Source organism: uncultured Modestobacter sp. (assembly GCF_947486615.1).
Taxonomy (GTDB): domain Bacteria; phylum Actinomycetota; class Actinomycetes; order Mycobacteriales; family Geodermatophilaceae; genus Modestobacter.
The window spans coordinates 328,113-353,234 of sequence record NZ_CANKUD010000002.1; the positions used below are offsets into that span (position 1 = coordinate 328,113).

A 25,122-nucleotide genomic window follows, 5' to 3' on the forward strand; every position below is an offset into this window, starting at 1 on the left:
GGGTCGTCGCGCGGGGCCTCCCGGCCGAACGGCTCAGCGGGCCCCCGCCCGCCGGCGTCCCGGCGCCGTGGGCCGGGGACCGGGCAGCGGCCGGGGTCGGCGCTCGGCCGACGACCTAGCGGGCCTCGGCGTCGGCCGGGGTGTCGCTGCCGGTCTCCTCGGGCTGGGGCGCGGCGCTGACCGAGATCCGGGCGATCCGCCGTCCGTCGAGCTCGAGGACGGTCAGCGTCCGGCCCTCCACGGTGGCCGTGTCCCCCACCAGGGGCAGCCGGCCCAGGTCGGCCAGCAGGTAGCCGGCGACCGTCTCGTAGGGCCCCTCGGGCAGCTCGAGCCCGGTGGCCTCGGCGAAGTCGTCCAGGTTGAGCAGCCCGTCGACCTCGTGCGGGCCCTCGGCCGGCTCGTCGGACTCGGCGGTGACGTCCTCGTCGTACTCGTCGTAGATGTCACCGATGACCTCCTCGATGAGGTCCTCCAGGGTGACGATGCCGTCGGTGCCGCCGTACTCGTCGACGACCAGCGCGAAGTGCCGGTTCTCCTTGCGCATCTGGGACAGCGCGGTGAGCACCCCCGCGGTGCCGGGCAGCTGCTTGACCTCGCGGACGAGGTCGCCGACCGTGGCCGCCCGACCGGCGGGGTGACTGGGCAGGAAGAGGTCGCGGACGTGCACGAAGCCGACCACGTCGTCCTCGGTGCGACCGACGACCGGGTAGCGCGACCAGTTGGAGTCCGCGACCTGCTTGGCCGCGCGGCTGGCGGTCATGCTCGCCTCGAGGAAGTGCACCTCGGTGCGCGGGGTCATCACCTCGCGCACCTCGCGGTCACCGGCCCGGAAGACCTCATCGATCAGCCGGCGCTCGTCGCTGGACAGCGACTCGTGCGCCGCCACCAGGTCGCGCAGCTCCTCCTGGCTGATCGACTCGCCGCTGACCTTGGGGTCCCCACCGAGCACCCGCACCAGCAGGTCGGTGGAGCGGGACAGCAGCCAGATGATCGGGCGGAACAGCTTGGCGATCGCGTTCAGCGGCGCGGCGACCACCAGCGCGAAGCCCTCGGCCCGCTGCAGCGCCAGCCGCTTGGGGGTCAGCTCACCGACCACCAGCGACAGGTAGCTGATCGCGATGGTGACCGCGACGAACGACAGCGGGTCGGCCAGGTTGCGCGAGAGCCCCAGGCCGTCGACGCCCCAGTCGGCCAGCGGAGCGGAGAGCGTGCTCGCACCGAACGCCGCGGAGAAGAACCCGGCCAGGGTGACCCCGACCTGGACGGCGGCGAGGAACTGGTTGGGGTTGCTGACCAGCTTGCTGAGGGCCTGTCCTCGCCGGCCGGTCTCGGCGAGCGCCCGCACCTGGGACTCGCGGAGGGAGACCAGCGCGATCTCGGCGCCGGCGAACGCCCCGCCGACCAGCACGAAGCCGAAGACCATGACGATGTTGAGCCATACGTCGCTCACGAGCGGCGTGCTCCTCCAGACGTGGTTCGCGACGGGGTGCCCCGTGACCCACCACGGTAGTGGCTGCGCCGATGCGCGGATCCCTGGTGCCGAACAGCGCCCCCCGGGCGGGTGTTCCCCGAGAAGGCCACCGCTGACCCTCCGCACACGGCTACTCTCGCTCGGGTAACGACCCGTGACCTGCCTGAGGACGACGCCGTGCCGCACCGCCCGACCCCGCCGTCCGCCGCCCGGACCCGGCGCGACCGGCCGCTGTGGGCACCGCTGCTGCTCGCCGTCGTCGTCGCCGCGGTGGCCCTGACCGCCGCGCTCAGCGGCGGCACCCTGCCCGGGTTCGCCGACGCCGCGAGCAGCACCGAGCTCGACCCGCGCGCCGGTGCGACCCCGCCCGTCACCGGGTCCGCGGACCCCGGGACGCCGTCCGGTTCGGCACCGGCCGCGAGCAGTCCGGCCGCGGCGCCGGTGGAGACCACGACTGCCGCCCCCTCGCCGGTGAGCACGCCCGCCCCGCCCCCGGAGCCCGAGCCGGCCCCGGCCCCGGCTCCGGCCCCGCCGTCGGTGATCGCACCGGCGCCCCGCTCCCCCGCGCCGTCCGTCGCTCCCGCCCCGGCGCCGGCTCCGGTGCCCGCCCCGCCGCCCGCTGCGGCGGCCGCGCCCGCGGCGCCCGGACCCGAGGGCCAGGTGCTCGCGCTGGTCAACACCGAGCGGGCCGCCGCCGGCTGCGCACCGGTCAGCGCCGACGACGGGCTCGCCGCCGTGGCCCGGGCGCACAGCACGGACATGCGGGACCGCGACTTCTTCGCCCACGTCAACCCCGACGGCGTCGACCCGTTCGCCCGCGCCGAGGCAGCGGGGGTCGACTACGCGCGGGCGGAGAACATCGCCTCCGGCCAGCCGGACGCCGCCGCGGTGATGGCCGCCTGGATGGCCAGCACGGGTCACCGCGAGAACATCCTCAACTGCGACCTCCGCACGCTGGGCGTCGGCGTCGCCACCGGCTCCGGCGGCCCCTGGTGGACCCAGCTCTTCGGCAGCTGACGCCGCCGCCGGCGGAGCCCACCTCCGCGCACCGACCACCGACGTTGATCACCTCGGTCACACCGGGGCCTCGACCGCCCTGACACCCCGGCAGAGCCGAGGTGATCAACGTTCGAGGGCGGCCGCGACACCGGCCAGCACGATCTCAGGGCGGCGCATGTCCTCCCTGGTCACGAAGTGCACCCGCCACCCCGCTGCGGCCAGCCGGTTCAGGCGGCCCCGATCCCGGGCGAACTGCTGCGGGTCGCCGTGCCAGGCACCGTCGTACTCGACGGCCAATCGCCGCTCCGGCCAGGCGAAGTCGACCCTCGCGACGAACTGGCCACCGGCCCGGACCTCGAACTGGGCCACCGGCAACGGCAGCCCGGATCGGTGCAGCAGCAGTCGCAGCCGCGTCTCGGGCGGGGACTCGGCCAGGCCGTCGGCCAGACCAGCCGTGCGCCGGGCCGCCGCACTCCCCCGGCACCGCGGGAGCCCGGCGACCGCCGTCCGCACTTCGTCCAGCTGCACCACCCGGGCGGCGACCAACCGGTCCAGCAGCACCACCGACTCGTCGCCGTCGTCCCGTCTGACGAGGTCGACGGCCGTGCGCACCCGGTCGGTCCACCGCAGCCACGGCCCGTCACGGACGACGTCCCCGGTGAGCGGCGCGCTCCGCACCCGGACGCCCGGCCCCGGCGTCCAACGGGTGCCCGGAGCGACGACGACCTCGACGGGGTCGGCCGGCGACGCCAGGTCGTCGAGCCCCCACAGGACCGCCGCCGTGCGACCACCCAGCGCCGCGGCGCCCGGCATCACCAGGCTCACCCCCCGTGCGATGAGACGGTGGTCCACCGGCAGCTCGGCATCCGCGTAGACGTCCCGGCGCAGCCGCCGCCACGCCTGGCTGCGCAGTTGGTCCTCGCTGAGCACTCCGGCGGCCATCGCCCAGGTGCCCCGGAAGACGCGGCCGCGCAGCTGCGGCGGGCGGCGCGGCGGCACGGGCACCGGCGCAGCCTGCCCGAGAGGCCCTCGCGGCCGCTGGCGTCGTCCACAGGCGTTGATCACCTCGGCCCCACCGGGGTCTCGACCGACTGGAGGCCCCGGTGGGGCCGAGATGATCACCACGAGGACGCGAAACGGCCCCCTCGCCGTCGGGCGAGGGGGCCGTTCCTACGACAGCTGTCGTCAGGCCGTGCTCACGACTGCTGTCGTCAGGCCATGCTCACGACTGCTGTCGTCAGGCCGTGCTCACGACTGCTGTCGTCAGGCCATGGCCTTCTGGAGGTTGCTGTCGATGGCGGCGAGGAAGTCCTGGGTGGTGAGCCAGGGGGCGTCCTTGCTGATCAGCAGCGCGAGGTCCTTGGTCATCTGACCGCCCTCGACGGTCTCGATGCAGACCCGCTCGAGGGTCTCGGCGAACCGGGTGACCTCGGGGGTGCCGTCGAGCACGCCGCGGTGGGCCAGGCCCCGGGTCCAGGCGAAGATCGACGCGATGGGGTTGGTCGAGGTCTCCTTGCCCTGCTGGTGCTGGCGGTAGTGCCGGGTGACCGTGCCGTGCGCGGCCTCGGCCTCGACGGTCTTGCCGTCCGGGGTGGCCAGCACCGAGGTCATCAGGCCGAGCGAGCCGAAGCCCTGGGCCACGGTGTCGGACTGCACGTCACCGTCGTAGTTCTTGCAGGCCCAGACGTAGCCGCCCTCCCACTTGAGGGAGGCGGCGACCATGTCGTCGATGAGCCGGTGCTCGTAGGTGATCCCGGCCTCGTCGAACTTGGCCTTGAACTCGGCCTGGAAGACCTCCTCGAAGATGTCCTTGAACCGGCCGTCGTATGCCTTGAGGATCGTGTTCTTCGTGGAGAGGTAGACCGGGTAGCCGCGGTTGAGCCCGTAGTTCAGCGAGGCGCGGGCGAAGTCCCGGATCGAGTCGTCCAGGTTGTACATCGACAGCGAGACGCCGGCGCCGGGGGCCTGGAAGACCTCGCGCTCGATCGGCTCGCCGCCGTCCTCGGGGGTGAAGACGACCTTCAGAGTGCCGGCGGAGGGGAACGTGAAGTCGGTGGCGCGGTACTGGTCGCCGTAGGCGTGGCGGCCGATGATGATCGGCTTGGTCCAGCCCGGCACCAGGCGCGGCACGTTCTGCATGATGATCGGCTCGCGGAAGATCACACCGCCGAGGATGTTGCGGATCGTCCCGTTCGGGGAGCGCCACATCTTCTTCAGGCCGAACTCCTCGACCCGTGCCTCGTCCGGGGTGATGGTGGCGCACTTGACGCCCACGCCGTGCTTCTTGATCGCGTTCGCCGCATCGACGGTGACCTGGTCGTCGGTGGCGTCGCGGTTCTCCATGCCCAGGTCGTAGTACTCGAGGTCGACGTCGAGGTACGGGAGGATCAGCTGGTCCTTGATGAACTGCCAGATGATCCGGGTCATCTCGTCGCCGTCGAGCTCGACGACCTTGCCCTCGACCTTGATCTTGCTCACGTTGTTCTCCTTCTTGCAGTCACGGCCCCGCTGCAGGGCCCCGCCACGAGCGTGCAAGCGGTGGGGGGCAGCGGGGTCCTTCTTCAGAGGTCGGCTACGTCGGCCTGCTTGGCGCGTACGGCCTCAGCCGCCTCGCGCAGGCCTGCCAGCTCACTGTCGGACAGGTCGCCCTCGACGACCGCCCGCACACCCTGTCGGCCGATCTCGGCCTCGACCCCCAGGTACACCCCGGAGATGCCGTACTCGCCGTCCACCCAGGCGCACACGGGCATGACGGCACCGCTGTCGGAGATGACCGCGCGGGCCATCCGGGCGGCAGCCGCGGACGGCGCGTAGTAGGCCGACCCGGTCTTCAGCAGCGCCACGACCTCGGCCCCGCCGTTGCGGGTTCGGTCGACGAGGTGGGCGATCCGGTCGGCGGGCAGCACGTCGGACAGCGGCTTGCCGTCGACGGTGCACCGGGAGGGCACGGGGACCATCGTGTCGCCGTGCGAGCCGAGGGTCAGCGTGCGCACCGAGGCGACCGGGACGCCGAGCTCCTCGGCGACGTTGTTCGTGAAGCGCGCGGTGTCCAGCATCCCGGCCTGGCCCATCACGCGGGCCTTCGGGAAGCCGGTGGCCAGCTGCGCCAGCGCGGTCATCTCGTCCAGCGGGTTGGAGACGACGATGACCACGGCGTCCGGCGAGGTCTGCGCGACGTTCTCGGCGACCTGGCGGACGATGCCGGCGTTGGTCTCGATCAGGTCCATCCGGCTCATGCCCGGCTTGCGGGGCAGGCCGGCGGTGATGACGACGACATCGGAGCCCTCGGTGCCCGCGTAGGAGCCACCGCCGACGCCGACCACCCGGGTCTCGAAGCCCTCGATGGCCCGGGACTGGTTGATGTCCAGCGCCAGCCCCTCGGGCTTGCCTTCGACGATGTCGGTGAGCACGACCGTCTCGAACAGGTCGTACTCCGCCAGGCGCAACGCGGTGGTGGAGCCGTAGAAACCGGCACCGACCACGGTCACCTTGCCGTTCCGGGCCCGCTCTGCCATGCCCGCCAACCTAGCCCCGGGCGGCCCCGGACGGCCATGCGGGGCCGCCGCCTCCTCCGATGAGGGCAGCGTCCGGCGCCGATCAGGTGGGGGGTGTGGCCAGCGCGATGGCGACGACAGCCAGCCCCACCGCACCGGTGAGGGTGACGTCGACCGCCCGACTGCGCACCGCGAGGAAGCCGATCCGGCGGACCGGGAGCAGCAGCCGCAGCAGCGCCGCCAGCAGCACCGCGAGCCCCATCACCACCAGCCCGGTGCGCCACTGCGCCGCGGCCACGAGGAGCAGCCCGGCGCCGACGACGACGATGACCAGGAACAGCGGCCACTGCCGGAGGAACCCGGCCAGCAGCGGTCGGCGCAGGTAGAGCGGCGGGCGCCCCGGCGCCGGACCGCCAGCGGGCCGGCTCACGCGGTGAGCACCTCGGCGCCGACCGCCTGCTCCGCGGCGAGCACGACGTTGGCCAGCAGCATGGCCCGGGTCATCGGCCCGACGCCGCCGGGGTTGGGGGCGACGAAGCCGGCGACCTCCCGGACGTCGGCGGCCACGTCACCGGCGATCTTCCCGTCGACCCGGCTGACGCCCACGTCCAGCACCGCCGCGCCGGGCTTGACCATGTCGGCGGTGATCAGGTCGGGGACCCCGGCCGCGGCGACCACGATGTCGGCGTCGCGGGTGTGCGCGGCCAGGTCGCGGGTGCCGGTGTGGCACAGCGTCACGGTGGCGTTCTCGGTGCGGCGGGTGAGCAGCAGGCCGAGCGGGCGGCCCACGGTCACCCCGCGGCCGACGACCACGACCTCCGCGCCGGCCAGCGGGACGTCGAAGCGGCGCAGCAGCTCGACGATGCCCACCGGCGTGCAGGGCAGTGCGCCGGGGACACCGAGCACCAGCCGGCCGAGGTTGACCGGGTGCAGCCCGTCGGCGTCCTTGGCCGGGTCGATCCGCTCGAGCACCGCGCTCTCGTCGATGCCGCGCGGCAGCGGCAGCTGGACGATGTAGCCGGTGCACTCCGGGTCGGCGTTGAGCTCGTCGACGACGGCGATGACGTCGGCCAACCCGGCGTCGGCGGGCAGCTCGCGCTCGATGCTGGCGATCCCCACCTCGGCGCAGTCCTTGTGCTTGGCCGACACGTACCAGCGGCTGCCCGGGTCGTTCCCGACCAGCAGGGTGCCCAGGCCCGGGCGCCGTCCGGCCGCGGCCAGCGCGGCCACCCGTTCGGTGAGCTCGGCCCGGATCGCCGCCGCCGTCGCCTTGCCGTCCAGAGTCGTCGCCGTCACGTGCTGCAGTCTGCCCGACGCCGGGGCCGCCCCTAGGCTCGGCGGCACGGACAGCGGCGCGGTGTCAGGCACCCGCGCAGGGAGGGAGCCCCCGATGAGCCAGCCCGAGGACAGGTCCGCGACGAACCCCGGGATCGCGCCGCACGGCAGCACCGCGGCCACCGGCCGGCCGCTGGCCGACCAGCCGACCGAGGTGGTGCACCGGCCGGAACCGGGGACCGACTGGCAGTCCCGGCAGGAGACCGTGGTCGTCGGCCCGCCGGTCGGCGCCGGCCCGGCGCCCGCGGGGCCGGCTCCCTGGCTGCTGGACGACGACCCGGCCGACGGACGGCACGCCGACGCGGACGACGACCGTTCCGCCACCGCCCCGGAGTACCACGACGCCCCGGTGCGGGTGCGCTGCGCAGACAACCTGGCCGGGCTGCTGCTCCTGCTGGCCGGCATCGCCGCCGGGGTGAGCCTGCTGCTGGTGTGGGTCAACGGCGGCGCCACCGGGCTGGACATGGTCCGCGACGGCTTCGACGACCTGGCCGACGACCCGCAGGGGCTCCTCGACCGGGACACCTGGCAGCCGCTGGCGGTCCTGTTCGGCGGCGCCGCGCTGCTCGTGCTCGGCCTGCTGGCGTTCGTGCCGGCGAAGACCCACCGGTTCCTCGGCGCCGTGGCCCTGCTGGTCAGCCTGGTGGTCGCCGCCGCGGTGCTGGTGCCGCTGGCCGACGCGGACTGGGACCTGGAACGGTGGGCGGTCGGCGCCTGGTTCACCGCCGCGGTCGCCGTCCTGGGCTTCCTGGGCGCGCTCAAGGCGCTGATGACCGGCCCCCGCCACCGCTGACCCCCCACCGCCCCCGGCCCCCCTCGCAGGGGCGGGGGGCGAGGGGGTCTTTTCAGTGCGCGAAGTGCCGGGTGCCGGTCAGGTAGAGGGTGACCCCGGCGGCCTCGGCGGCGGCCACGACCTCGGCGTCGCGCACCGAGCCACCCGGCTGGACGACGGCGCGCACCCCGGCGTCCAGCAGGACCTGCAGTCCGTCGGCGAACGGGAAGAACGCGTCGGAGGCGGCCACCGCCCCGGTCGCCCGCTCCCCCGCCCGGGCCACCGCCAGCCGGGCGGAGTCGACCCGGTTGACCTGGCCCATGCCGACGCCGACGGTGGCCTTGTCGCTGGCCAGCAGGATCGCGTTGCTCTTCACCGCACGCACCGCACGCCAGGCGAACACCAGGTCGTCCAGCCCGGCGGCGTCCAGCGGCGCGCCGGTGGCGAGGGTCCAGCTCGTCGGGTCGTCGCCGGGGGCGTCGATCCGGTCGGCGGTCTGCAGCAGCAGGCCGCCGCTGATCGCCCGCAGCTCCACCGACAGCCGCGGCGCCTCCGGCATGCGCAGCAGCCGGATGTTCTTCTTCGCGGTCAGCACGCCGAGCGCGTCCTCGGTGAACGAGGGCGCGACGACGACCTCGGTGAACACCTCGGAGATCTGCTCGGCCAGCGTCAGGTCGACCTCACGGTTGGCCGCGATCACCCCACCGAAGGCGGAGACCGGGTCGCACGCGTGCGCCTTGCGGTGGGCGGCGGCGATGTCGGCGCCCACCGCGATCCCGCACGGGTTGGCGTGCTTGATGATCGCCACGCACGGGTCGCTGTGGTCGGCTGCTGCCCGCCAGGCGGCGTCGGTGTCGACGTAGTTGTTGTAGGACATCTGCTTGCCGTGCAGCTGCTCGGCGTCGGCCAGCCCGGACTGCCCGCTGCGGTACAGCGCGGCGCCCTGGTGCGGGTTCTCGCCGTAGCGCAGGACGTCGGTGCGCTCCCAGCTGCCGCCGACCCACTCGGGGAAGCCGCTCTCGTCGTCCGGGGAGAGCACGTTGCCCATCCAGGAGGCGACGGCGACGTCGTAGGCCGCGGTGTGCCGGAACGCCTCGGCGGCCAGCTGCTGGCGCTGGGCGAGGGTGAAGCCGCCGGCGGTGACCGCCTCGACGACCTCCGCGTAGCGGCCCGGGTCGACGACCACGGCGACCGAGGGGTGGTTCTTCGCCGCGGCGCGGACCATGGCCGGGCCGCCGATGTCGATCTGCTCGATGCACTCGTCGGGCGAGGCGCCCGAGGCGACCGTGTCGCTGAACGGGTAGAGGTTGACCACGACCAGGTCGAAGGCGGCGATGCCGAGCTCGTCCAGCTGGGCCACGTGCTCGGGCTTGCGGCGGTCGGCGAGGATGCCGGCGTGCACCGCGGGGTGCAGCGTCTTGACCCGGCCGTCCAGGCACTCGGGGAAGCCGGTGACCTCCTCGACCGGCGTCACCGGCACCCCGGCGGCGGCGATCCGGGCGGCGGTGGCACCGGTGCTGACCAGCTCCACCCCGGCTGCGGCCAGCCCGCGGGCCAGCTCCTCGACGCCGTTCTTGTCGTAGACCCCGAGCAGGGCGCGGCGGACGGGGGTGCGGTCGCTCATCGGGAGGTCTCCTCGGTTCGTCCGACGGTCGTCGGCTCGGTGGGGGCCCGGGACACCAGGCCGGTCAGGGTCTGCAGCAGGAGCTCGCGCTCCACGGTCTTGATCCGCTCGTGCAGGCGGGTCTCGTCGTCCCCGGGCAGCACCGGCACCTCGCGCTGGGCCAGCACCGGCCCGGTGTCGAGGCCGGCGTCCACCAGGTGCACGGTCGCGCCCGTCGTCGTCACCCCGGCGGCGAGGGCGTCGCGGACGGCGTGCGCGCCGGGGAAGGCCGGCAGCAGCGCGGGGTGGGTGTTGACCACCCGGTCGGGGAACGCGCCGAGCACCGCTGGGCCGAGCAGCTTCATGAACCCGGCGCAGACCACCCAGTCGGGCCGGCGGGCGGTGAGCTCCGCGGCCAGCGCCCGGTCCCAGGCGGCGCGGTCGGGGTGGTCGGCCAGCGCGGTGACGAAGGTGGGCACACCGTGCTCGCGGGCGGAGGCCAGCCCGGCGGCGCCGGGCCGGTCGGACCCGACGGCGACGACCCGGAACGGGGCCTTCCCGCCGGCCGCGGCGGCCAGCAGAGCCGCACAGAGACTGCCCGCACCGGACAGCAGGACGACGACCCGGGACGGCACGGGACCGGACCGCGGGACGGCGGGTGCGTCGGCGGACACGGGTAGGACCCTAGTCGGGCGGGCCGGATGGGCCCCGGCCACCTCTCGGGCCCCTGGCCGACGGAGCACGCGGAGAGCGGGCTGGACGGGCTCCCTGCACCGCTCGGATCGCCGGCCGACGGGGGCTCGCGGAGAGCGGCCCCGGGCGGCTCAGCCCCGCGAGCGCCAGCGACTGACCGCGGCCGACAGCGCCGCGGCGATGCCCGCCTGGGCGGCGATCGCCAGGCCGGTGGCCAGCGCGGGTGCGCCCACCTCGGCGAGTGCGCCGTCCCCCAGCCGGCCGGCGGCGACCAGCACCCACAGTCCCGACGACACCCCGACCCCGACGCCGGCCACCACGCCCCACAGCGCGGCGGTGACCGTGCCGCCGTCCGCGTCGCCCAGCCGGCGGCCGAGGACCGCCCCGGTCACCAGTCCGGCCAGCGCCGGCAGCGCCTGGGAGACGAACGCCAGGAGCGGGACGGCCTGGGTGTCCGGGAGCGCCGCCATCAGCGGGAGGGCCGGCACGCTGCCCAGGGTCACCCCGCCGACCGAGACCAGTGTGCCCGCGCCGACCAGGAAGCCGGGCCCGGCGGCCAGCCCCATCACCGCGGCGGTCGCGTTGGGCAGCAGCAGCAGGCTCAGGCCCACCTGACCCGCCGCGCCGGCGCTGGCGCCCCCGAGCCCGGTGATCAGCCGGCTGACCCCGGCCACGTCGTCGACCAGGGCGACGGCGATCACCGCGGTGCAGCAGGCGGCGAGGGTCAGCGTCCCGGCGATCACGGCCTGGGCGAGGGCGGTGCCGGGCCCGGGGAACCGGTCGGCCACCGCGGCGCTGAGCCCGGAGTCGCGGAGCACCCCCCAGCCGGCGGCGACGAGCGCCAGCACCAGCGCGGAGAGGACGGTGCGCGGCAGGCCGACGCCGGCGCCGGGGGTGTCCACCAGCAGCGCCAGGGCCAGCGTGGCGGCGACGTGGGTGCCGACGACGACGGCGAGCACCGGCGCGACGTCCGCCGGGGTGCGCAGCTCGCGCAGGCCCACCACCGAGCCCGCGGCGCGGCTGAGCCCCCAGGCCACGAGCAGGGTCAGCAGCAGCGGCGCCAGACGCAACGGCCCGGAGGCCAGCTGCAGCTCCGCGCCCTGGGCGAGCAGCCAGAGCTGACCGGCCAGCCGCGCGGAGGAGCCGATCGGCAGGCCGCCGTCGGGATCGAGGGTCTGGACGACGACCAGCGCGAGGCCCAGGCCGAGCAGCCCCAGCACGGTGACGGCCAGGGCGGCCCCGCCGGCCAGCCAGCCGACCGGACGACGCCGCGCACTCCCCCCGGAGCCCCCGAGCGAGGGCAGACGGGTCAGCAGGGAGGTCACCTCCCCACTCTCGCAAGCCCGGCGACCGGGCGTGCGGTGCACGCGCCGACGTGGTGCCGGGTCACTCCCGCGCCTCGACGGCCCACGGCCGGCCGAGCCCCGGGCCGGCGGGGACCGGCCGCTCCGGCTGCGGTCGCTCGACTGCCGCGGCGTCACCGTCGGGTACCGGGTCCTCCCCCGTCACGGGCGCTTCGGCGACAGCCGTCCGCCGGGGCGCCGGCCAGGCGCGCACGGCGACCACCGCGGCAGTCAGCCCGGCCGCCGCCGCGGTCAGGGCGCTCAGCAGGGTCAGCGACCCCGCGGCGGTGAACCCCCGGTCGACTGTGGTGAGCCACTCCGGGACGGTCAGCAGCAGGCACACGACCGCCAACCCGGCCGGGACCAGCGGGGCGGGGAAGGGCAGCCGCGGGACGGCGCGCGCGGGCAGCAGGGTCCAGCCCGCTGCCAGCACCAGCACGACGGCCGCGGCGACGAGCATCCCGGCGTCGAAGCCGTTGACCGTGACGGTGCCGCCCTCGGGGGCCGGCGCGCGGAACCACGGCAGGCTCATGCCGAGCAGGTACAGCGCCGCCGTGGCCGGCAGCACCAGGCGAACCCGGGACAGCGCCCGCCGGGCGACCCGGCGCAGCCGCGCCGTCCGCCCCACCGGCCGAGGCGCCTCCCAGGCCGGCTCCGCGGGCGCCGAGCGCGGCCGGCCGGGCTCAGCCCCGGTCATGCGGCCCGGGGCGGCCGGCAGCCCCGCCGTCCTGGCCCGGCGGTTGCCAGGCGGTCGCCCCACCCGGAGGCGGCGGGGATGCGCCGGGGGCGCCCGGCCGGCCGGCGTGCCAGCCCTGCGGCGCGGGCGGCGCCCAGGACGACTTCTGCGGTGGCTGCCAGCCACCGGGCTGCGGCGGGACGGCGGCTCCGGTGGACATCGGCCCCGGCCGGCTGGCCCACGCGGCGGCCTGGCCCAGCTGACCGGTCGGCGCCGGTCGGTCGCGCAGCTCGGGCAGCAGGCCGAGCACGGCGAAGGTCGCGGCCGTGCTCACGGCGAACAGGGTCAGCAGCGCCGGCACGCTGAAGCCGTCGGCGAAGGTGCGCAGCCAGGCGATCAGCGTCATCAGCAGGGCCAGTCCGGTCAGGCTGACGGTGACCACGCCCCGCGGGACCTGTGGCCGGAGGTCGGCCCCGACGGCGACGACCGTCCAACCGGTGGCCAGCACCAGGAGCAGGAACCCGAAGGTCATCGGGGAGACGTCGAAACCGTTGTAGGCGTTGAAGAACCCGCCGCTGTACCAGTTCGGGAGCATGAAGATCAGCGTCAGCAGGGTGGCTGCCGCGACGGCCTGGTCGGCGATCCGGAGCCGCCGGACGTCGAAGCCCGGCACCGGGCGGGCCGGCCGGCCCGGCCCGTGCCCCGGGCCGGGCGCGTAGGTGGACGGCGGACCGTACGGCTGGTGCCCGGACGGCTGCCCGTAGGACTGCTGGCCGTACGGCGGCTGCCCGTACGGCTGCTGTCCGTAGGACTGCTGGTCGTACGGCTGCTGTCCGTAGGACTGCTGCCCGTACGGCGACTGCCCGTACTGCTGCTGGCCGTACGGTGCCCAGCCGGACGACGCCGGGCTGTGAGGCTGCTGCCCTGGGGGCGGTGGCCCCCACGACGGCTGACCGGGAGACGGCTGACCGGCAGGGGGCTGCCCGTACGGCGGCTGCCAGGCACCGGCGTCACCGGACCCGGCCGGCTGACCGGGAGACGGCTGCCCGGACGGCGGCCGCGCGGGCGGCCAGGGCTGGGCGCCGCCCGGCCCCGGAGGCGGCCACGCCTCGGGCGCCGGCTGCCCGTCGGCCCGCGGGTCCTGCTCGGGGTGTCCCGACTGCTCCGGACCACTCGCCGTCATCGCGTCGCCCTCCTCCTGCTCGATCCGCTCGCCGCACCGCCGCCGGACCTGTGCGGGCCCACCGGACGGCTCGGCGCGTCCCCTCCAGCATGCCTGCCAGACACCGCTGCCCGGCACCTGGACAGGTACCGGGCAGCGGTGTCGGTGCGCGCCGCGGCGAGGCCGCGGGGAGGGGCGTCAGCCGCCGACGATCTCCCGCATGAGGCGGGCGGCCTCCGACGGGGTCTTGCCGACCCGGACGCCGGCGGCCTCGAGGGCCTCCTGCTTGGCGGCGGCGGTGCCGGCCGAGCCGGAGACGATGGCGCCGGCGTGGCCCATCGTCTTGCCCTCGGGGGCGGTGAAGCCGGCGACGTAGCCGACGACCGGCTTGGTCACGTTGGCCTTGATGAAGTCCGCGGCCCGCTCCTCGGCGTCGCCACCGATCTCACCGATCATCACGATCGCCTCGGTCTCCGGGTCGTCCTGGAACGCCTGGAGGCAGTCGATGTGCGTGGTGCCGATGACCGGGTCGCCGCCGATGCCCACGGCGGTGGAGAAGCCGATGTCCCGGAGCTCGTACATCATCTGGTAGGTCAGCGTGCCCGACTTGCTGACCAGGCCGATCTTGCCGGCCTGGGTGATGTTGGCCGGGATGATGCCGGCGTTGGAGCGCCCGGGGCTGATCAGGCCGGGGCAGTTCGGGCCGATGATCCGGGTGGAGCCGCCCTGGGCGTGGGCCCAGAAGTAGGTCGAGTCGTGCACCGGGATGCCCTCGGTGATGACCACGGCCATCCCGATCTGGGCGTCCACGGCCTCCAGGACGGCGCCCTTGGCGGCCTTCGGCGGCACGAAGACGACGGTGACGTCGGCCCCGGTCTCCTTCATGGCGTCGGCGACGGAGCCGAAGACGGGCACGGAGGCGCCGTCGAAGTCCACGCTCTGGCCGGCCTTGCTGGGGTTGACGCCACCGACGACGGCGGTGCCGGAGGCGAGCATCCGCTGCGTGTGCTTGCGGCCCTCGGAGCCGGTCATGCCCTGGACGATGACCTTGCTGTTCTCGGTGAGGAAGATCGACATCTCAATTGTCCTGTTCTGGAACGGCCCCCTTCAGGGGCCCGCGCCGAGCCTGCGAGGTGTGGGGGGAAGGGGGCCGTTCGTTTAGGCGGCGAGCTCGGCGGCGCGGCGGGCGGCGCCGTCCATGGTGTCGACCACGGTCACCAGCGGGTGGGCGGCCTCGGCGAGGATCCGCCGGCCCTCCTCCACGTTGTTGCCGTCGAGCCGGACCACCAGCGGCTTGCTGGCCTCGTCGCCGAGCTGGCCCAGCGCCGCGACGATGCCGTTGGCGACGGCGTCGCAGGCGGTGATCCCGCCGAAGACGTTGACGAAGACGCTCTTCACGTCGGGGTCGGACAGGATGATGCCCAGCCCGTTGGCCATGACCTCGGCCGAGGCGCCGCCACCGATGTCGAGGAAGTTGGCCGGGCGGACGCCGCCGAACTCCTCACCGGCGTAGGCGACGACGTCCAGGGTGCTCATGACCAGGCCGGCGCCGTTGCCGATGATGCCGACCTCGCCCTGCAGCTTGACGTAGTTGAGGTCCTTCTCCTTGGCCGCGGCCTCGAGCGGGTCGGCGGCGGCGACGTCCTCGAGGGCGTCGTGCTCGGCGTGCCGGAAGCCGGCGTTCTCGTCCAGGGTCACCTTGGCGTCCAGGGCGAGCACGGTGCCGTCGGGGGCCTTGGCCAGCGGGTTGATCTCGACCAGGGTGGCGTCCTCCTTGCTGAAGACGTCCCACAGCTGGACGGCGATGGCGATCACCTGGTCGCGCACCTCGGCCGGGAAGCCGGCGGCGTCCACGATCTCGGCGGCCTTCTGGGCGTCGACGCCGACCGAGGCGTCGACGGGGATGCGGGCCAGCGCCTCCGGGCGCTCGACGGCGAGCTGCTCGATCTCCATGCCGCCCTCCTTCGAGGCCATGGCCAGGAAGGTGCGGTTGGAGCGGTCCAGCAGGTAGGAGAAGTAGTACTCCTCGGCGATGTCGCTGGCCTGGGCCACCATCACCTTGCGGGTGACGTGGCCCTTGATGTCCAGGCCGAGGATGTCCTGGGCGCGCGCCTTGGCGCTCTCGGGGTCGTCGGCGAGCTTGACGCCGCCGGCCTTGCCGCGACCGCCCACCTTGACCTGGGCCTTGACGACGACGGGCGCAGCGATCTCGCGCGCGATCGCCTCGGCCTGCTCGGGTGTCTCGGCGACGCCGCCGGGGAGCACGGGAACGCCGTGCGCGGCCAACAGGTCACGGGCCTGGTACTCGAAGAGATCCACGAGCAAGGACCGTAGCCCGCCCCCGGTCGGCGCGCGTCAGGTGCCCTCCGTGCGAGGGGGACGTCTCACCCGTCTCTTCCACTGGACGGCACCGGGACGGGCGCGCTCAGGCCTCCGCGACGGCGCCGACGTGGTCGCGCACCCAGCCGACGATCTCCTCGGTGGTCGCCCCCGGGGTGAACACGCGTTCGACGCCCAGCCGGGCCAGTTCGGGCAGGTCGGCGTCGGGGATGATCCCGCCGCCGAACACCACGACGTCGTCCACCCCGCGCTCGCGCAGCAGCTCGGCGAGCCGGGCGAACAGGGTCATGTGCGCCCCGGACAGGACCGAGAGGCCGACCGCGTCGGCGTCCTCCTGCACCACCGTCTCCACGATCTGCTCGGGCGTCTGGTGGAGCCCGGTGTAGACGACCTCCATGCCGGCGTCGCGGAGCGCGCGGGCGACGACCTTGGCCCCGCGGTCGTGGCCGTCCAGCCCGGGCTTGGCGATCACCACACGGATGCGTTCGGTTGCCACACCGGGGACTCTAGGGGTGCCGACGTGGTCTACGTCACCCCTGCGTCGGGGGCGTCCCGGCGCGCCACCGCCAGGCCAGCAGGGTCAGCCCGGCCATGCCGACCCCGAGCACCAGCAGCCCGGCACCGGGGACGGTCCACTCCAGGGCCTCGCCGTGCAGGGCGTCCCGGAGCCCGGCCAGCCCGGCGGCCAGCAGGAACACCGCGAGGGCGAGGAGGCCGCCGACCGCGCCCAGGCGGGGCCGTAGCGAGGGGGCGATGACGGCGCACAACACCAGGGCGCCGGCCAGCAGCAGGCCACCGAGCAAGGCCAGCCCCGGTCGCTCCAGCAGCGCCTGCGGCCCCTCGGTGGCCACCACCGTCTCCAGGCCGGTGGCCGGGTCGACCACCACCCGGTCCGGGACGTCGGCCGCCGGCAGGGCCAGGCAGAGCACCGCGGCCACCGACAGCAGCACGGCCGCACCGGCCAGCGCAGGCCGGAAGGGGTCCAGCGAGCCGGCGTCGTCCATGACCGTGCGTCCCCACGCGGCGATCGCGACCAGGCCGGCGAGCACGGTGAGCGCCAGGGCGACCACCCCCAGCACCCAGCCGGCACCGGTCTCCACGGAGCTGGTGAGCACCCGCTCGCCGGCGAGCACCTCGATCGCCGGCCGGGTCGTGGACCCGTTGCCGCGGTACAGCTCGATCAGCAGCCGGCCGACCGCGAGGACGGCACCGATCGCGGCGAAGGCCAGCCCCAGGCGCGGGACCCGGCCCAGCAGCAGCCCGGCCCCGACCACGAGCGTGGCTCCCGGTCCGACCAGCGCGACCAGGGCGTCCAGCGGCCCGGTGGCGAACCGGAGCGCCTGGCCACCGACCACCAGGTAGGTCGGGAAGACGGCCACGGCGCCTACGAGGCCGGCCAGCACGAGCAGCAGCCCCGCGAGGCGGGCCAGCACCGGGACGGCGCCGACCACCAGCTGGGCGGTGGCCGGGGCGGGGGTCACCGCGCGGGCACGCCCGGCACCACCCCGGCGCGCGGACGTCGCGCCGCCGCCCTCGGCGGGAGTGGCGGGAACACGGTCACGGGCGGGCACGGTCGTCTCCTCGGGGGTCGTCTGGTCGCGGGGGCGTGTCGTGTGTCCGGTGTGTGACGTCCAGCACAACGGGGCATTACCGTCGGCGAGAGCGAGCACACCAGGTGCACGGCGCACCGCCCAGCGCGGTGCCGAGGCGGAACGGGGAGGACGGCGTGCACGGAACCGTTCTGTCCTCCGCACCAGCGTGGCACGCGCCGACCGCTCCGGCAGGGAGCGACGTCCCGGCGGCCTCGCTCACCGCCGTCGGTAAGGGCCTGCGCTCCCTGGTCTCGCCCGCCGCGCTCGCCGGCAGCCTGACCGAGCTGGCCTGGGTCGGTGCCCATGCCCTGCTGTACCCGCTGGGCACGCGCACCGAGCAGCTGCGACCGGACGGCCGCTTCCGTCCCGGCACCCAGCCACCGGCGGCCCGGGCGCTGTTCGCCGACGACCCGCTGGCCGCCCGGATCCCGGTCGTGCTCGTGCACGGCCTGGTCGACAACCGGTCGGTCTTCGCGGTGATGCGCCGCAGCCTGCGCCGCCGGGGCTTCGCCCAGGTGTGCTCGTGGAACTACAGCCCGCTGCTGCGCGACGTCGAGAGCGCCGCCGAGGCGCTGGGCCGGCACGTCGAGCGGGTCTGCCGGGAGACCGGTCACGACCGGGTGCACGTCGTCGGCCACAGCTTGGGCGGCCTGGTCGCCCGCTACCTGGTGCAGCGACTGGGCGGCGACCAGCGGATCGAGTCCCTGGTGACCCTGGGGACGCCGCACGGCGGCAGCTGGTGGGCGCACGCCCTGCCGACCCGGCTGGTGCGCCAGCTGCGTCCCGGCTCGGCTCTGTTCCAGGAGCTGGCCGCGCCGGCGCCGGACTGCCGGACCCGGGTCACGGCCGTCTACAGCGACCTCGACCAGATGGTCGTGCCGTCGGCGGCCGGTCGCTGCGACCACCCCGACCTGCAGGCCCGGAACGTCCTGGTCCGTGGGGTCGGGCACATGTCCCTGCCGATCCACCGCGGTGTGGTCGACGAGGTGGCCGCCACCCTGGCGGGGCTGCGCACCGACGGGGACGAGCCCCTGCCCGTCGCCGCCTGACCCGGCACTGCCGGGCCGGTCGACGACCGAGCCGTGGCCGCTCGTCCGTCGCGCTCGATGGGCCGCATCGCGGCGCCGCACGCGACGCCTGTGACGGGTGTCGTCACTCAGAGGCGACATGGCGACACGTGCTGTCAGGTGATTGAACCCCGCACCGACCGTCCGTAGCGTCCGCGAATGACACCGATGGGATTCCTCCCGCCGGGGTCACCGAACCACTGCGCCAACACCCACCGCTCCCCCGGCGGGTGCACGACAGACCCGCGACCGGCGTCGCGGCGTCGCCGCCGGAAGGTGTCCCGTTGACCAGTCTCCGTGAGCCCGTGGGCCGCACCCGGTCCGCGGACGACGTCGTCCGCGACGCCGCGCCCGCGACCGGCGACTGGGCCGGCGACCTCGACGGCGACTGGGACTGGGACGACGCCTGGGCCGCGACCCAGGCCGGGGACGACGCCGACCCGGACCGGACCGGGGACGAGCCCCGCCGCGCCCGGCGCGTGCTGCTCACCCGCCGCCCGCGCACCACCGCCGACACCACCGCCGACACCACGGACGACCCTGCCGGCACCGACCGCACCGTCGACGCGCCCGCCACCGCCGCCCGCCGGCCCCGACGCTCCGTGCCCCGCCCACCCGGCCGCCGCGCACCACTGCTGCTCGCCGTCGCCGTGGCCGGCGCGCTGGCTGCGTCGCTGCTGGGCACCGGCGCCTCCGACGTCGCCCCGGTCGCCTCCGGACAGGACTACGGCCTGGGCATGGCCGACGCCAGCTTCTCCGGCGGCGTGGACGTCGCCGGTGCCCGCGGCGAGATCAGCCAGGCCGAGGCCCAGGCCCGGCTCAACGAGATCGCCGCCTCCCGCGCCGCCCGCGAGCCCGACTTCGTGGTGCCCACCGACGGCCGGCTGACCACCTGCTTCTGCCAGCGCTGGGGCACCATGCACTGGGGCCTGGACCTGGCTGCCCCGCTGGGCACCCCGATCCTCGCCGCGGCCGACGGGGTCGTGCTCCGCGCCGGCCCGGCCTCGGGCTACGGCAACGCGGTCTACATCCAGGACGCCGACGGCAACGTGCAGATCTACGGGCACATGAAGTACTACAGCGTGTCGGCCGGCGACGTGGTGTCCGCCGGCGAGCAGATCGCCAAGGTCGGCAACCAGGGCCAGTCGACCGGGCCGCACCTGCACTTCGAGATCCACAGCGGCGGGATGAACGGCAAGCCGATCGACCCCGAGGCCTGGCTCAACGACCGGGGCCTCACCGCCGGCTGAGCGGCCGCCGGACCACCTACGCTCCGGCCGCATGAGCGCTCCGACGCCGTACCTGCACCTGCCCGGCACCGCACGCGAGGCGCTGGCGTTCTACGCGGAGGTCTTCGGCGGCGGGGTCGCGGCGCACTCGTTCGCCGACTTCGGCCGCACGGACGGTCCACCCGACGCCGTCGCCCACGGGTACCTCGTCGACGGGCCGGTCGCCCTGTTCGCCGCCGACGTGGCCGGGGACGACCCGGCGCACCGGTCGGTCGGCCTGATGTGGTCGCTGCTGGGCACCGCCGCCCCGGCGACCCTGCGCTCCTGGTTCACCGGCCTCGCGGCCGGCGGCCGGGTCGTGGACGACCTGCAGCGTCGCCCCTGGGGCGCCTCCGACGGCCAGGTCATCGACCGCTTCGGCGTCCACTGGCTCATCGGCTTCGAGTGAAAGGACCCCGCTGCCCCCCACGCCACGCTCTGCGCGGCGCGCGGCCCTGCAGCGGGGCTGATCAGAGCTTGACGAGCGGGGCGTACCGGAGCACGAGCCGCTTGGTGCCCCCGGACCCGAAGTCGACGGTCGCCTGGGCCTTGTCGCCGGCGCCGTTGATCTCCACCACGGTGCCCAGCCCGAACGCATCGTGGCTGACCCGGTCGCCGATCTCGACGTTGATCACCGGGCGGTTGCCGGCGCCACCGCGGAGCCCACCGGTGGAGAGCCCGGTGGCGGCGACCCGCGACTGCGCCGAGCCCATCGCCTTGGTCGGCGCCGGCTCCAGCCGCTCCCAGTGGACGGCGTCGGTGGGCAGCTCGTCGAGGAACCGGGACGGCGGGTTGTAGGCCGGCTGCCCCCAGCTGGTGCGCACCGTCGCCCGCGAGAGGAACAGCCGCTGCCGGGCCCGGGTGATGCCCACGTAGGCCAGCCGGCGTTCCTCCTCCAGCTCCCGCGGGTCGCCCAGGGCGCGCATGTGCGGGAAGACGCCGTCCTCCAGGCCGGTGAGGAAGACGACCGGGAACTCCAGCCCCTTGGCGGTGTGCAGGGTCATCAGCGTCACCACCCCGGCCTCGTCGCCGGTGACCGGGATCTGGTCGGCGTCGGCGACCAGCGACACCTGCTCCAGGAAGTCGGTGACCGTGCCGTCGGGGGTGGCGGCCTCGAACTCCGCGGCCACCGAGATGAGCTCGTTGAGGTTGTCGACCCGGCCCTCGTCCTGCGGATCGGTGCTCGCCTCGAGCTCGGCGAGGTAACCGGTGCGGTCGAGGATGCTCTCCAGCAGCGCGGCCGGGCCGGAGCCGGTCTCGACCAGCTGCTCGAACTCCTCCAGCAGCGCCACGAACTCTTGGATCGCCTTGAGCGACCGGGTCGCGAGCTCACCGACCTCGGCGGCGCGGCGCAGCGCGCTGGCGAACGGGATGCGCTCCCGGTCGGCGAACCGCTCGACCGCCGACTCGGCGCGCTCACCGATGCCGCGCTTGGGGGTGTTCAGCACCCGGCGCAGGCTGACCACGTCGGCCGGGTTGGCGACGACCTTGAGGTAGGCGACGGCGTCCCGGACCTCGCGGCGCTCGTAGAAGCGCACCCCACCGACGACCTTGTAGGGCATGCCGACCCGGATGAACACCTCCTCGAAGACGCGGGAGGCGTTGTTGGTGCGGTAGAAGACCGCGATGTCCTTGGGTTGCGCGGTGCCCTCGTCGGTGAGCGCGTCGATCTGCTCGGCCACCCAGGCGGCCTCGTCGTGCTCGTTGTCGGCGACGTAGCCCTCGATCAGCTCGCCGTCGCCGGCGTCGGACCACAGGTTCTTCGGCCGGCGCGCGGTGTTGCGGGCGATGACTTGGTTGGCCGCCTTGAGGATGCGCTGGGTGGAGCGGTAGTTCTGCTCCAGGACGATCGTCCTGGCCTCGGGGTAGTCGCGTTCGAACTCGTCGATGTTGCGGATCGTCGCGCCGCGGAAGGCGTAGATCGACTGGTCGGCGTCGCCGACCACGCACAGCTCCGCCGGCGGCACCGGGCCGCCGTGGGTGCCCACCAGCTCGCGGACCAGCACGTACTGGGCGTGGTTGGTGTCCTGGTACTCGTCGACCAGCACGTGCCGGAAGCGGCGGCGGTAGTGCTCGGCCACGTCGGGGAAGGCCTGCAGCAGGTGGACCGTGGTCATGATCAGGTCGTCGAAGTCCATCGCGTGCGCCTCGCGCAGCCGCCGCTGGTACAGCGCGTACGCCTCGGCCAGCACCTTCTCCGGCGCGGTCTGCGGGGCGTAGGACTCCTCGTCGATCAGCTCGTTCTTCAGGTTCGAGACCTGGTTGGCGAGGCTGCGCCCGGGATACCGCTTGGCGTCCAGGTCGAGATCGCGGGCGACCATCGTCATCAGCCGGACCGAGTCGCCCTGGTCGTAGATGGTGAACGAGCTCTTCATGCCGAGCTTCGCGGCCTCGGCGCGCAGGATGCGCACGCACATCGAGTGGAACGTCGACACCCACATCGCCCGGGCGCGCGGGCCGACCAGGGCCGCGACGCGCTCCTTCATCTCACCGGCGGCCTTGTTCGTGAAGGTGATCGCCATGATCGCGCCCGGCTGCACGCCGCGGGCGCCGAGCAGGTAGGCGATGCGGTGGGTGAGCACCCGCGTCTTGCCGGAGCCCGCGCCCGCGACGATGAGCAGCGGGCTGCCCTCGTGCACCGTGGCCTCGCGCTGCGGGCCGTTGAGGCCGGCGAGCATCCGGTCGAGCTCGCGACCGACCTGGCCGGGGGCCTGCCGGGCGAGCGCGGCGGTGCCGGGGAGGGTGTGCTGGGGGCTGCTCACTCCGGGGCCACCGCGGAAGCGTGGCGCGCCGGCGGAGCGGTGTGCTGGGGTGAGTTCATGGCCCCGCCACTCTAAGCCGGGACACCGACACCGCCGGGGGCCCGCGTGTCGCCTGGGGACGGCGTGACCTGGCCGCGCGGTCCGGGGTGTGGCAGACTCCCCGGCGTGCTGATGCATCGCGAGTTTTACTACGGCCACCGGGTTCCGGTGTCCGTACTCGCTGGCTGATCAGCCACCGCACACGACGCCCCGGGCCCAAGGCCCCGGGGCGTTTTCTGTCTCTCCGGGTCCGACGGCCTCCCGCCCGCCCCGGAGGAACCGATGAGCAGCACCCTCTCCCCCAGCGTCCCCACCGACAGCCCTGCCGAGCCGGCCGAGCGCATCGACGCGCTGCGCGCCGAGATCGACGCCTGCGACGCCCAGATCATCGAGCTGGTCCAGCGCCGGCTGGCCGTCTCCCGGGAGATCGGTGAGCTGCGCACCGCCTCGGGCGGCATGCGGCTGTCGCTGTCCCGCGAGCAGCGGGTGCTCGCCCGCTTCCGCACCGCGCTCGGCCCGGACGGCGCCGCGCTCGGGATGATGCTGCTGCGCCAGGGCCGCGGCCGCCTCTGAGCCGCTCCACCCGTCCGGGGGACGACGCCGGGTCGTGCGTCAAGCCCGGCGCAGAGCGGTCGATGTCCTCATCGTGACCGCACGCTCCGGCCCCACCGAGGGAGCCCTCTCCCGGTGGTTGCGCGGCGACCTGGCCGACCGGGCCCGCTACGCGGACATGCACACGCGCTTCCGCAACGCCCAGCCCATCGGCGCCCTGGTCGGTGGGACGACGCTGCTGGTCTCCTGGTGGCACGGCCCGGAGCTGGTGGGGCTCGTCGTCCTCGGTGGGCTGACCATGATCGGCGGCGTCCGGCTGCACTCGCGGCTGCCGCACGCCGAGGCCATCGGCGCCGTCGCCTTCCTGCTCCTGGAGCTCAACGCCGCTGCGGCGGTGCTGCTCAGCGGTGGTGCGACCAGTCCGCTGCTGCCCCTGATGGCCGTTCCCGTCTTCAGCCAGGCCGTGGCCTTCCGGCTGCCCCTGTTCGTGACCGGCATGCTGACCTCGATGGTGCTGGCCGTCCTGGCCGTGGTCCTCGCGCCGCCGGCCGTGCCGGCGCCGGACTGGCTGCACGTGGTGGCGTACCTGGCGCTGCTGGGTTGCCTCGCCCTGGCGGGTCACTGGTTGCTCAGCGCCGACCTGCACTCCCGTGACGAGGCGGTCGTCGACCCGATGACCGGGCTCTACAACAGGGTCACGCTCAACGCTCGGTTCGACGACCTGCAGCGCCGGGCCGCCGACGCGGGAACCTGCGTCGGGCTGGTCATGCTCGACGTCGACCACTTCAAGCAGATCAACGACGAACACGGGCACGACCGTGGCGACCTCGTCCTCCAGGAGCTGGCCGACCGGCTGCGCCGGGAGCTGCGCGTCTCCGACATCGCCTACCGGATCGGTGGCGAGGAGTTCGTCGTCCTCCTCCCGGGCCGGGATGCCTCGGGCACCCTGCAGGTGGCCGAGCGGCTCCGCCGGGCGGTGCAGGGCGAGCCGCTGTCGGACCTGCCGGTGACCCTGTCGGCCGGCGTGGTCAGCGGCGTCGGTGGCATCGACAGCCTGGCCGACCTGCTCCGCGCCGCCGACGGCGCGCTCTACCGGGCGAAACGCGGCGGACGCAACCAGGTCGTCGCGGCCGAGCCGGTCCCCGGATCCCCCCGGCAGCCCGTCCCCGGAGCGCACACCTAGGCTCCGGCGCGTGATGCCGCTGCCCACCGCCCCTGCCGAGCACGTCGAGCGCGCCCTCTGCGTGCTCGCCCACCCCGACGACGTCGACTTCGGCAGCGCCGGCACGGTGGCCACCTGGACGGCGGCGGGCACCGAGGTCACCTACTGCATGGTGACCGACGGGGACGCCGGCGGCTTCGACGAGACGCCGCGCGACGAGATGGGGCCGTTGCGCCGGGACGAGCAGCGGGCCGCGGCCGCGGCGGTCGGCGTGACCGACGTCCGGTTCCTCGGGTACCCCGACGGCCGGCTGGAGCTGAGCCTGGACCTGCGCCGGGACATCAGCCGGGTCATCCGCCAGGTGCGCCCGCAGCGGGTGCTGACCAGCTCCCCCGAGCGCTTCTACGAGCGGATCGGCGCCAGCCACCCCGACCACATGACCGTCGGCGAGTCGACCCTGCGCGCCGTCTACCCCGACGCCCGCAACCCCTTCGCCTTCCCCGAGCTGCTGGCCGACGAGGGCCTGCAGGAGTGGACGGTGTCCGAGGTCTGGCTGGGCGGGGGCCCGCACTCCGACCACGCCGTCGACGTGACCGACGTCCTGGACCGCAAGCTCGCGGCGCTGGGCTCGCACGCCAGCCAGGTCTCCCACCTGCCCGAGGGGCAGCTGGAGGAGTTCCTGACCGGCTGGATGCGGCAGAACGCCCGCTCCCACGGGTTGCCCGAGGGCCGGCTGGCCGAGGCGTTCCAGGTCGTCCACACGGCCTGAGCTGGGGCCCGGCGCGATCGGCG

24 protein-coding genes are annotated in these 25,122 nt (G+C 74.7%); 8 read left to right on the forward strand and 16 right to left on the reverse strand.

Annotated features, from left to right (window positions below):
- Window positions 1-115: 115 nt before the first annotated feature.
- Window positions 116-1,450, reverse strand: coding sequence for a hemolysin family protein (locus Q1A09_RS04815; protein ID WP_299952345.1), 1,335 nt, complete (start codon window positions 1,448-1,450; stop codon window positions 116-118).
- 198 nt (window positions 1,451-1,648) lie between these two features.
- On the opposite strand from Q1A09_RS04815, the gene Q1A09_RS04820 reads away from it, so the two are divergent.
- A complete protein-coding gene (locus Q1A09_RS04820) occupies window positions 1,649-2,488 on the forward strand; it encodes a CAP domain-containing protein (RefSeq protein ID WP_299952346.1) in 840 nt (279 codons plus the stop codon).
- 105 nt (window positions 2,489-2,593) lie between these two features.
- Here the strand turns inward: Q1A09_RS04820 and Q1A09_RS04825 are convergent, their stop codons facing one another.
- From Q1A09_RS04825 to Q1A09_RS04845, 5 genes are all read right to left on the reverse strand, one after another.
- On the reverse strand, window positions 2,594-3,475 hold the full coding sequence (locus Q1A09_RS04825) for a DUF559 domain-containing protein (RefSeq protein ID WP_299952347.1): 882 nt from the start codon (window positions 3,473-3,475) through the stop codon (window positions 2,594-2,596).
- Window positions 3,476-3,733: 258 nt separating this feature from the next.
- Window positions 3,734-4,948: an NADP-dependent isocitrate dehydrogenase gene (locus Q1A09_RS04830; protein WP_299952348.1), complete on the reverse strand. Its 1,215-nt coding sequence runs from the start codon at window positions 4,946-4,948 to the stop codon at window positions 3,734-3,736.
- 83 nt (window positions 4,949-5,031) lie between these two features.
- On the reverse strand, window positions 5,032-5,985 hold the full coding sequence (gene mdh, locus Q1A09_RS04835; RefSeq protein WP_299952349.1) for a malate dehydrogenase: 954 nt from the start codon (window positions 5,983-5,985) through the stop codon (window positions 5,032-5,034).
- A gap of 82 nt (window positions 5,986-6,067) precedes the next feature.
- Entirely contained in the window at window positions 6,068-6,394 is a 327-nt protein-coding gene (locus tag Q1A09_RS04840) for a DUF3017 domain-containing protein (RefSeq protein ID WP_299952350.1), read from the reverse strand.
- Window positions 6,391-7,260 carry a bifunctional methylenetetrahydrofolate dehydrogenase/methenyltetrahydrofolate cyclohydrolase gene (locus Q1A09_RS04845; protein ID WP_299952351.1) on the reverse strand — a complete coding sequence of 290 codons (870 nt, stop codon included), beginning with the start codon at window positions 7,258-7,260 and terminating at the stop codon, window positions 6,391-6,393. Before Q1A09_RS04845 ends, Q1A09_RS04840 begins: the two co-directional genes overlap by 4 nt.
- Before the next feature lie 94 nt (window positions 7,261-7,354).
- Between Q1A09_RS04845 and Q1A09_RS04850 the strand changes: the two genes are divergently transcribed.
- Complete coding sequence (locus tag Q1A09_RS04850; RefSeq protein ID WP_299952352.1) at window positions 7,355-8,092, forward strand: hypothetical protein; 738 nt, start codon at window positions 7,355-7,357, stop codon at window positions 8,090-8,092.
- Window positions 8,093-8,144: 52 nt separating this feature from the next.
- On the opposite strand, the gene purH is transcribed toward Q1A09_RS04850, so the two are convergent.
- The 9 genes from purH to Q1A09_RS04895 form a co-directional block, all read right to left on the reverse strand.
- Window positions 8,145-9,695 carry a bifunctional phosphoribosylaminoimidazolecarboxamide formyltransferase/IMP cyclohydrolase gene (gene purH, locus Q1A09_RS04855; protein ID WP_299952353.1) on the reverse strand — a complete coding sequence of 517 codons (1,551 nt, stop codon included), beginning with the start codon at window positions 9,693-9,695 and terminating at the stop codon, window positions 8,145-8,147.
- Complete coding sequence (gene purN / locus Q1A09_RS04860; protein WP_299952354.1) at window positions 9,692-10,348, reverse strand: phosphoribosylglycinamide formyltransferase; 657 nt, start codon at window positions 10,346-10,348, stop codon at window positions 9,692-9,694. The genes purH and purN overlap by 4 nt, the downstream gene beginning before the upstream one ends.
- A 150-nt stretch (window positions 10,349-10,498) precedes the next feature.
- Window positions 10,499-11,692 (reverse strand): DUF6350 family protein, encoded by a 1,194-nt coding sequence (locus tag Q1A09_RS04865; RefSeq protein ID WP_299952355.1) that lies wholly within the window; start codon window positions 11,690-11,692, stop codon window positions 10,499-10,501.
- Window positions 11,693-11,753: 61 nt separating this feature from the next.
- The gene (locus tag Q1A09_RS04870) at window positions 11,754-12,407 is read right to left on the reverse strand and encodes a hypothetical protein (protein WP_299952356.1); all 654 of its coding nucleotides are present in this window, start codon (window positions 12,405-12,407) and stop codon (window positions 11,754-11,756) included.
- Window positions 12,394-13,569 (reverse strand): hypothetical protein, encoded by a 1,176-nt coding sequence (locus tag Q1A09_RS04875; protein ID WP_299952357.1) that lies wholly within the window; start codon window positions 13,567-13,569, stop codon window positions 12,394-12,396. The genes Q1A09_RS04870 and Q1A09_RS04875 overlap by 14 nt, the downstream gene beginning before the upstream one ends.
- A gap of 177 nt (window positions 13,570-13,746) precedes the next feature.
- Window positions 13,747-14,625, reverse strand: coding sequence for a succinate--CoA ligase subunit alpha (gene sucD / locus Q1A09_RS04880; protein ID WP_299952358.1), 879 nt, complete (start codon window positions 14,623-14,625; stop codon window positions 13,747-13,749).
- A gap of 81 nt (window positions 14,626-14,706) precedes the next feature.
- Window positions 14,707-15,867 carry an ADP-forming succinate--CoA ligase subunit beta gene (gene sucC / locus Q1A09_RS04885; protein WP_299952359.1) on the reverse strand — a complete coding sequence of 387 codons (1,161 nt, stop codon included), beginning with the start codon at window positions 15,865-15,867 and terminating at the stop codon, window positions 14,707-14,709.
- A gap of 106 nt (window positions 15,868-15,973) precedes the next feature.
- Complete coding sequence (locus tag Q1A09_RS04890; protein ID WP_299952360.1) at window positions 15,974-16,384, reverse strand: cobalamin B12-binding domain-containing protein; 411 nt, start codon at window positions 16,382-16,384, stop codon at window positions 15,974-15,976.
- Between the two features lie 34 nt (window positions 16,385-16,418).
- The gene (locus tag Q1A09_RS04895; RefSeq protein WP_299952361.1) at window positions 16,419-17,459 is read right to left on the reverse strand and encodes a hypothetical protein; all 1,041 of its coding nucleotides are present in this window, start codon (window positions 17,457-17,459) and stop codon (window positions 16,419-16,421) included.
- 155 nt (window positions 17,460-17,614) lie between these two features.
- On the opposite strand from Q1A09_RS04895, the gene Q1A09_RS04900 reads away from it, so the two are divergent.
- The 3 genes from Q1A09_RS04900 to Q1A09_RS04910 all read left to right on the forward strand — a co-directional run bounded on the left by Q1A09_RS04900 (window position 17,615) and on the right by Q1A09_RS04910 (window position 20,224).
- Entirely contained in the window at window positions 17,615-18,529 is a 915-nt protein-coding gene (locus tag Q1A09_RS04900; RefSeq protein ID WP_299952362.1) for a triacylglycerol lipase, read from the forward strand.
- A gap of 302 nt (window positions 18,530-18,831) precedes the next feature.
- Window positions 18,832-19,797 carry a M23 family metallopeptidase gene (locus Q1A09_RS04905; protein WP_299952363.1) on the forward strand — a complete coding sequence of 322 codons (966 nt, stop codon included), beginning with the start codon at window positions 18,832-18,834 and terminating at the stop codon, window positions 19,795-19,797.
- 31 nt (window positions 19,798-19,828) lie between these two features.
- A complete protein-coding gene (locus Q1A09_RS04910; protein ID WP_299952364.1) occupies window positions 19,829-20,224 on the forward strand; it encodes a VOC family protein in 396 nt (131 codons plus the stop codon).
- Between the two features lie 61 nt (window positions 20,225-20,285).
- On the opposite strand, the gene pcrA is transcribed toward Q1A09_RS04910, so the two are convergent.
- Entirely contained in the window at window positions 20,286-22,577 is a 2,292-nt protein-coding gene (pcrA, locus tag Q1A09_RS04915) for a DNA helicase PcrA (protein WP_299952365.1), read from the reverse strand.
- Between the two features lie 321 nt (window positions 22,578-22,898).
- Here pcrA and Q1A09_RS04920 point away from each other — a divergent pair, with 321 nt between their 5' ends.
- The 3 genes from Q1A09_RS04920 (at window position 22,899) to Q1A09_RS04930 (ending at window position 25,099) form a co-directional block, all read left to right on the forward strand.
- On the forward strand, window positions 22,899-23,189 hold the full coding sequence (locus Q1A09_RS04920; RefSeq protein ID WP_299952366.1) for a chorismate mutase: 291 nt from the start codon (window positions 22,899-22,901) through the stop codon (window positions 23,187-23,189).
- Window positions 23,190-23,262: 73 nt separating this feature from the next.
- Window positions 23,263-24,351: a GGDEF domain-containing protein gene (locus Q1A09_RS04925; protein WP_299952367.1), complete on the forward strand. Its 1,089-nt coding sequence runs from the start codon at window positions 23,263-23,265 to the stop codon at window positions 24,349-24,351.
- Window positions 24,352-24,364: 13 nt separating this feature from the next.
- Window positions 24,365-25,099, forward strand: coding sequence for a PIG-L deacetylase family protein (locus Q1A09_RS04930; protein ID WP_299952599.1), 735 nt, complete (start codon window positions 24,365-24,367; stop codon window positions 25,097-25,099).
- The last annotated feature ends 23 nt before the right edge of the window (window positions 25,100-25,122 follow it).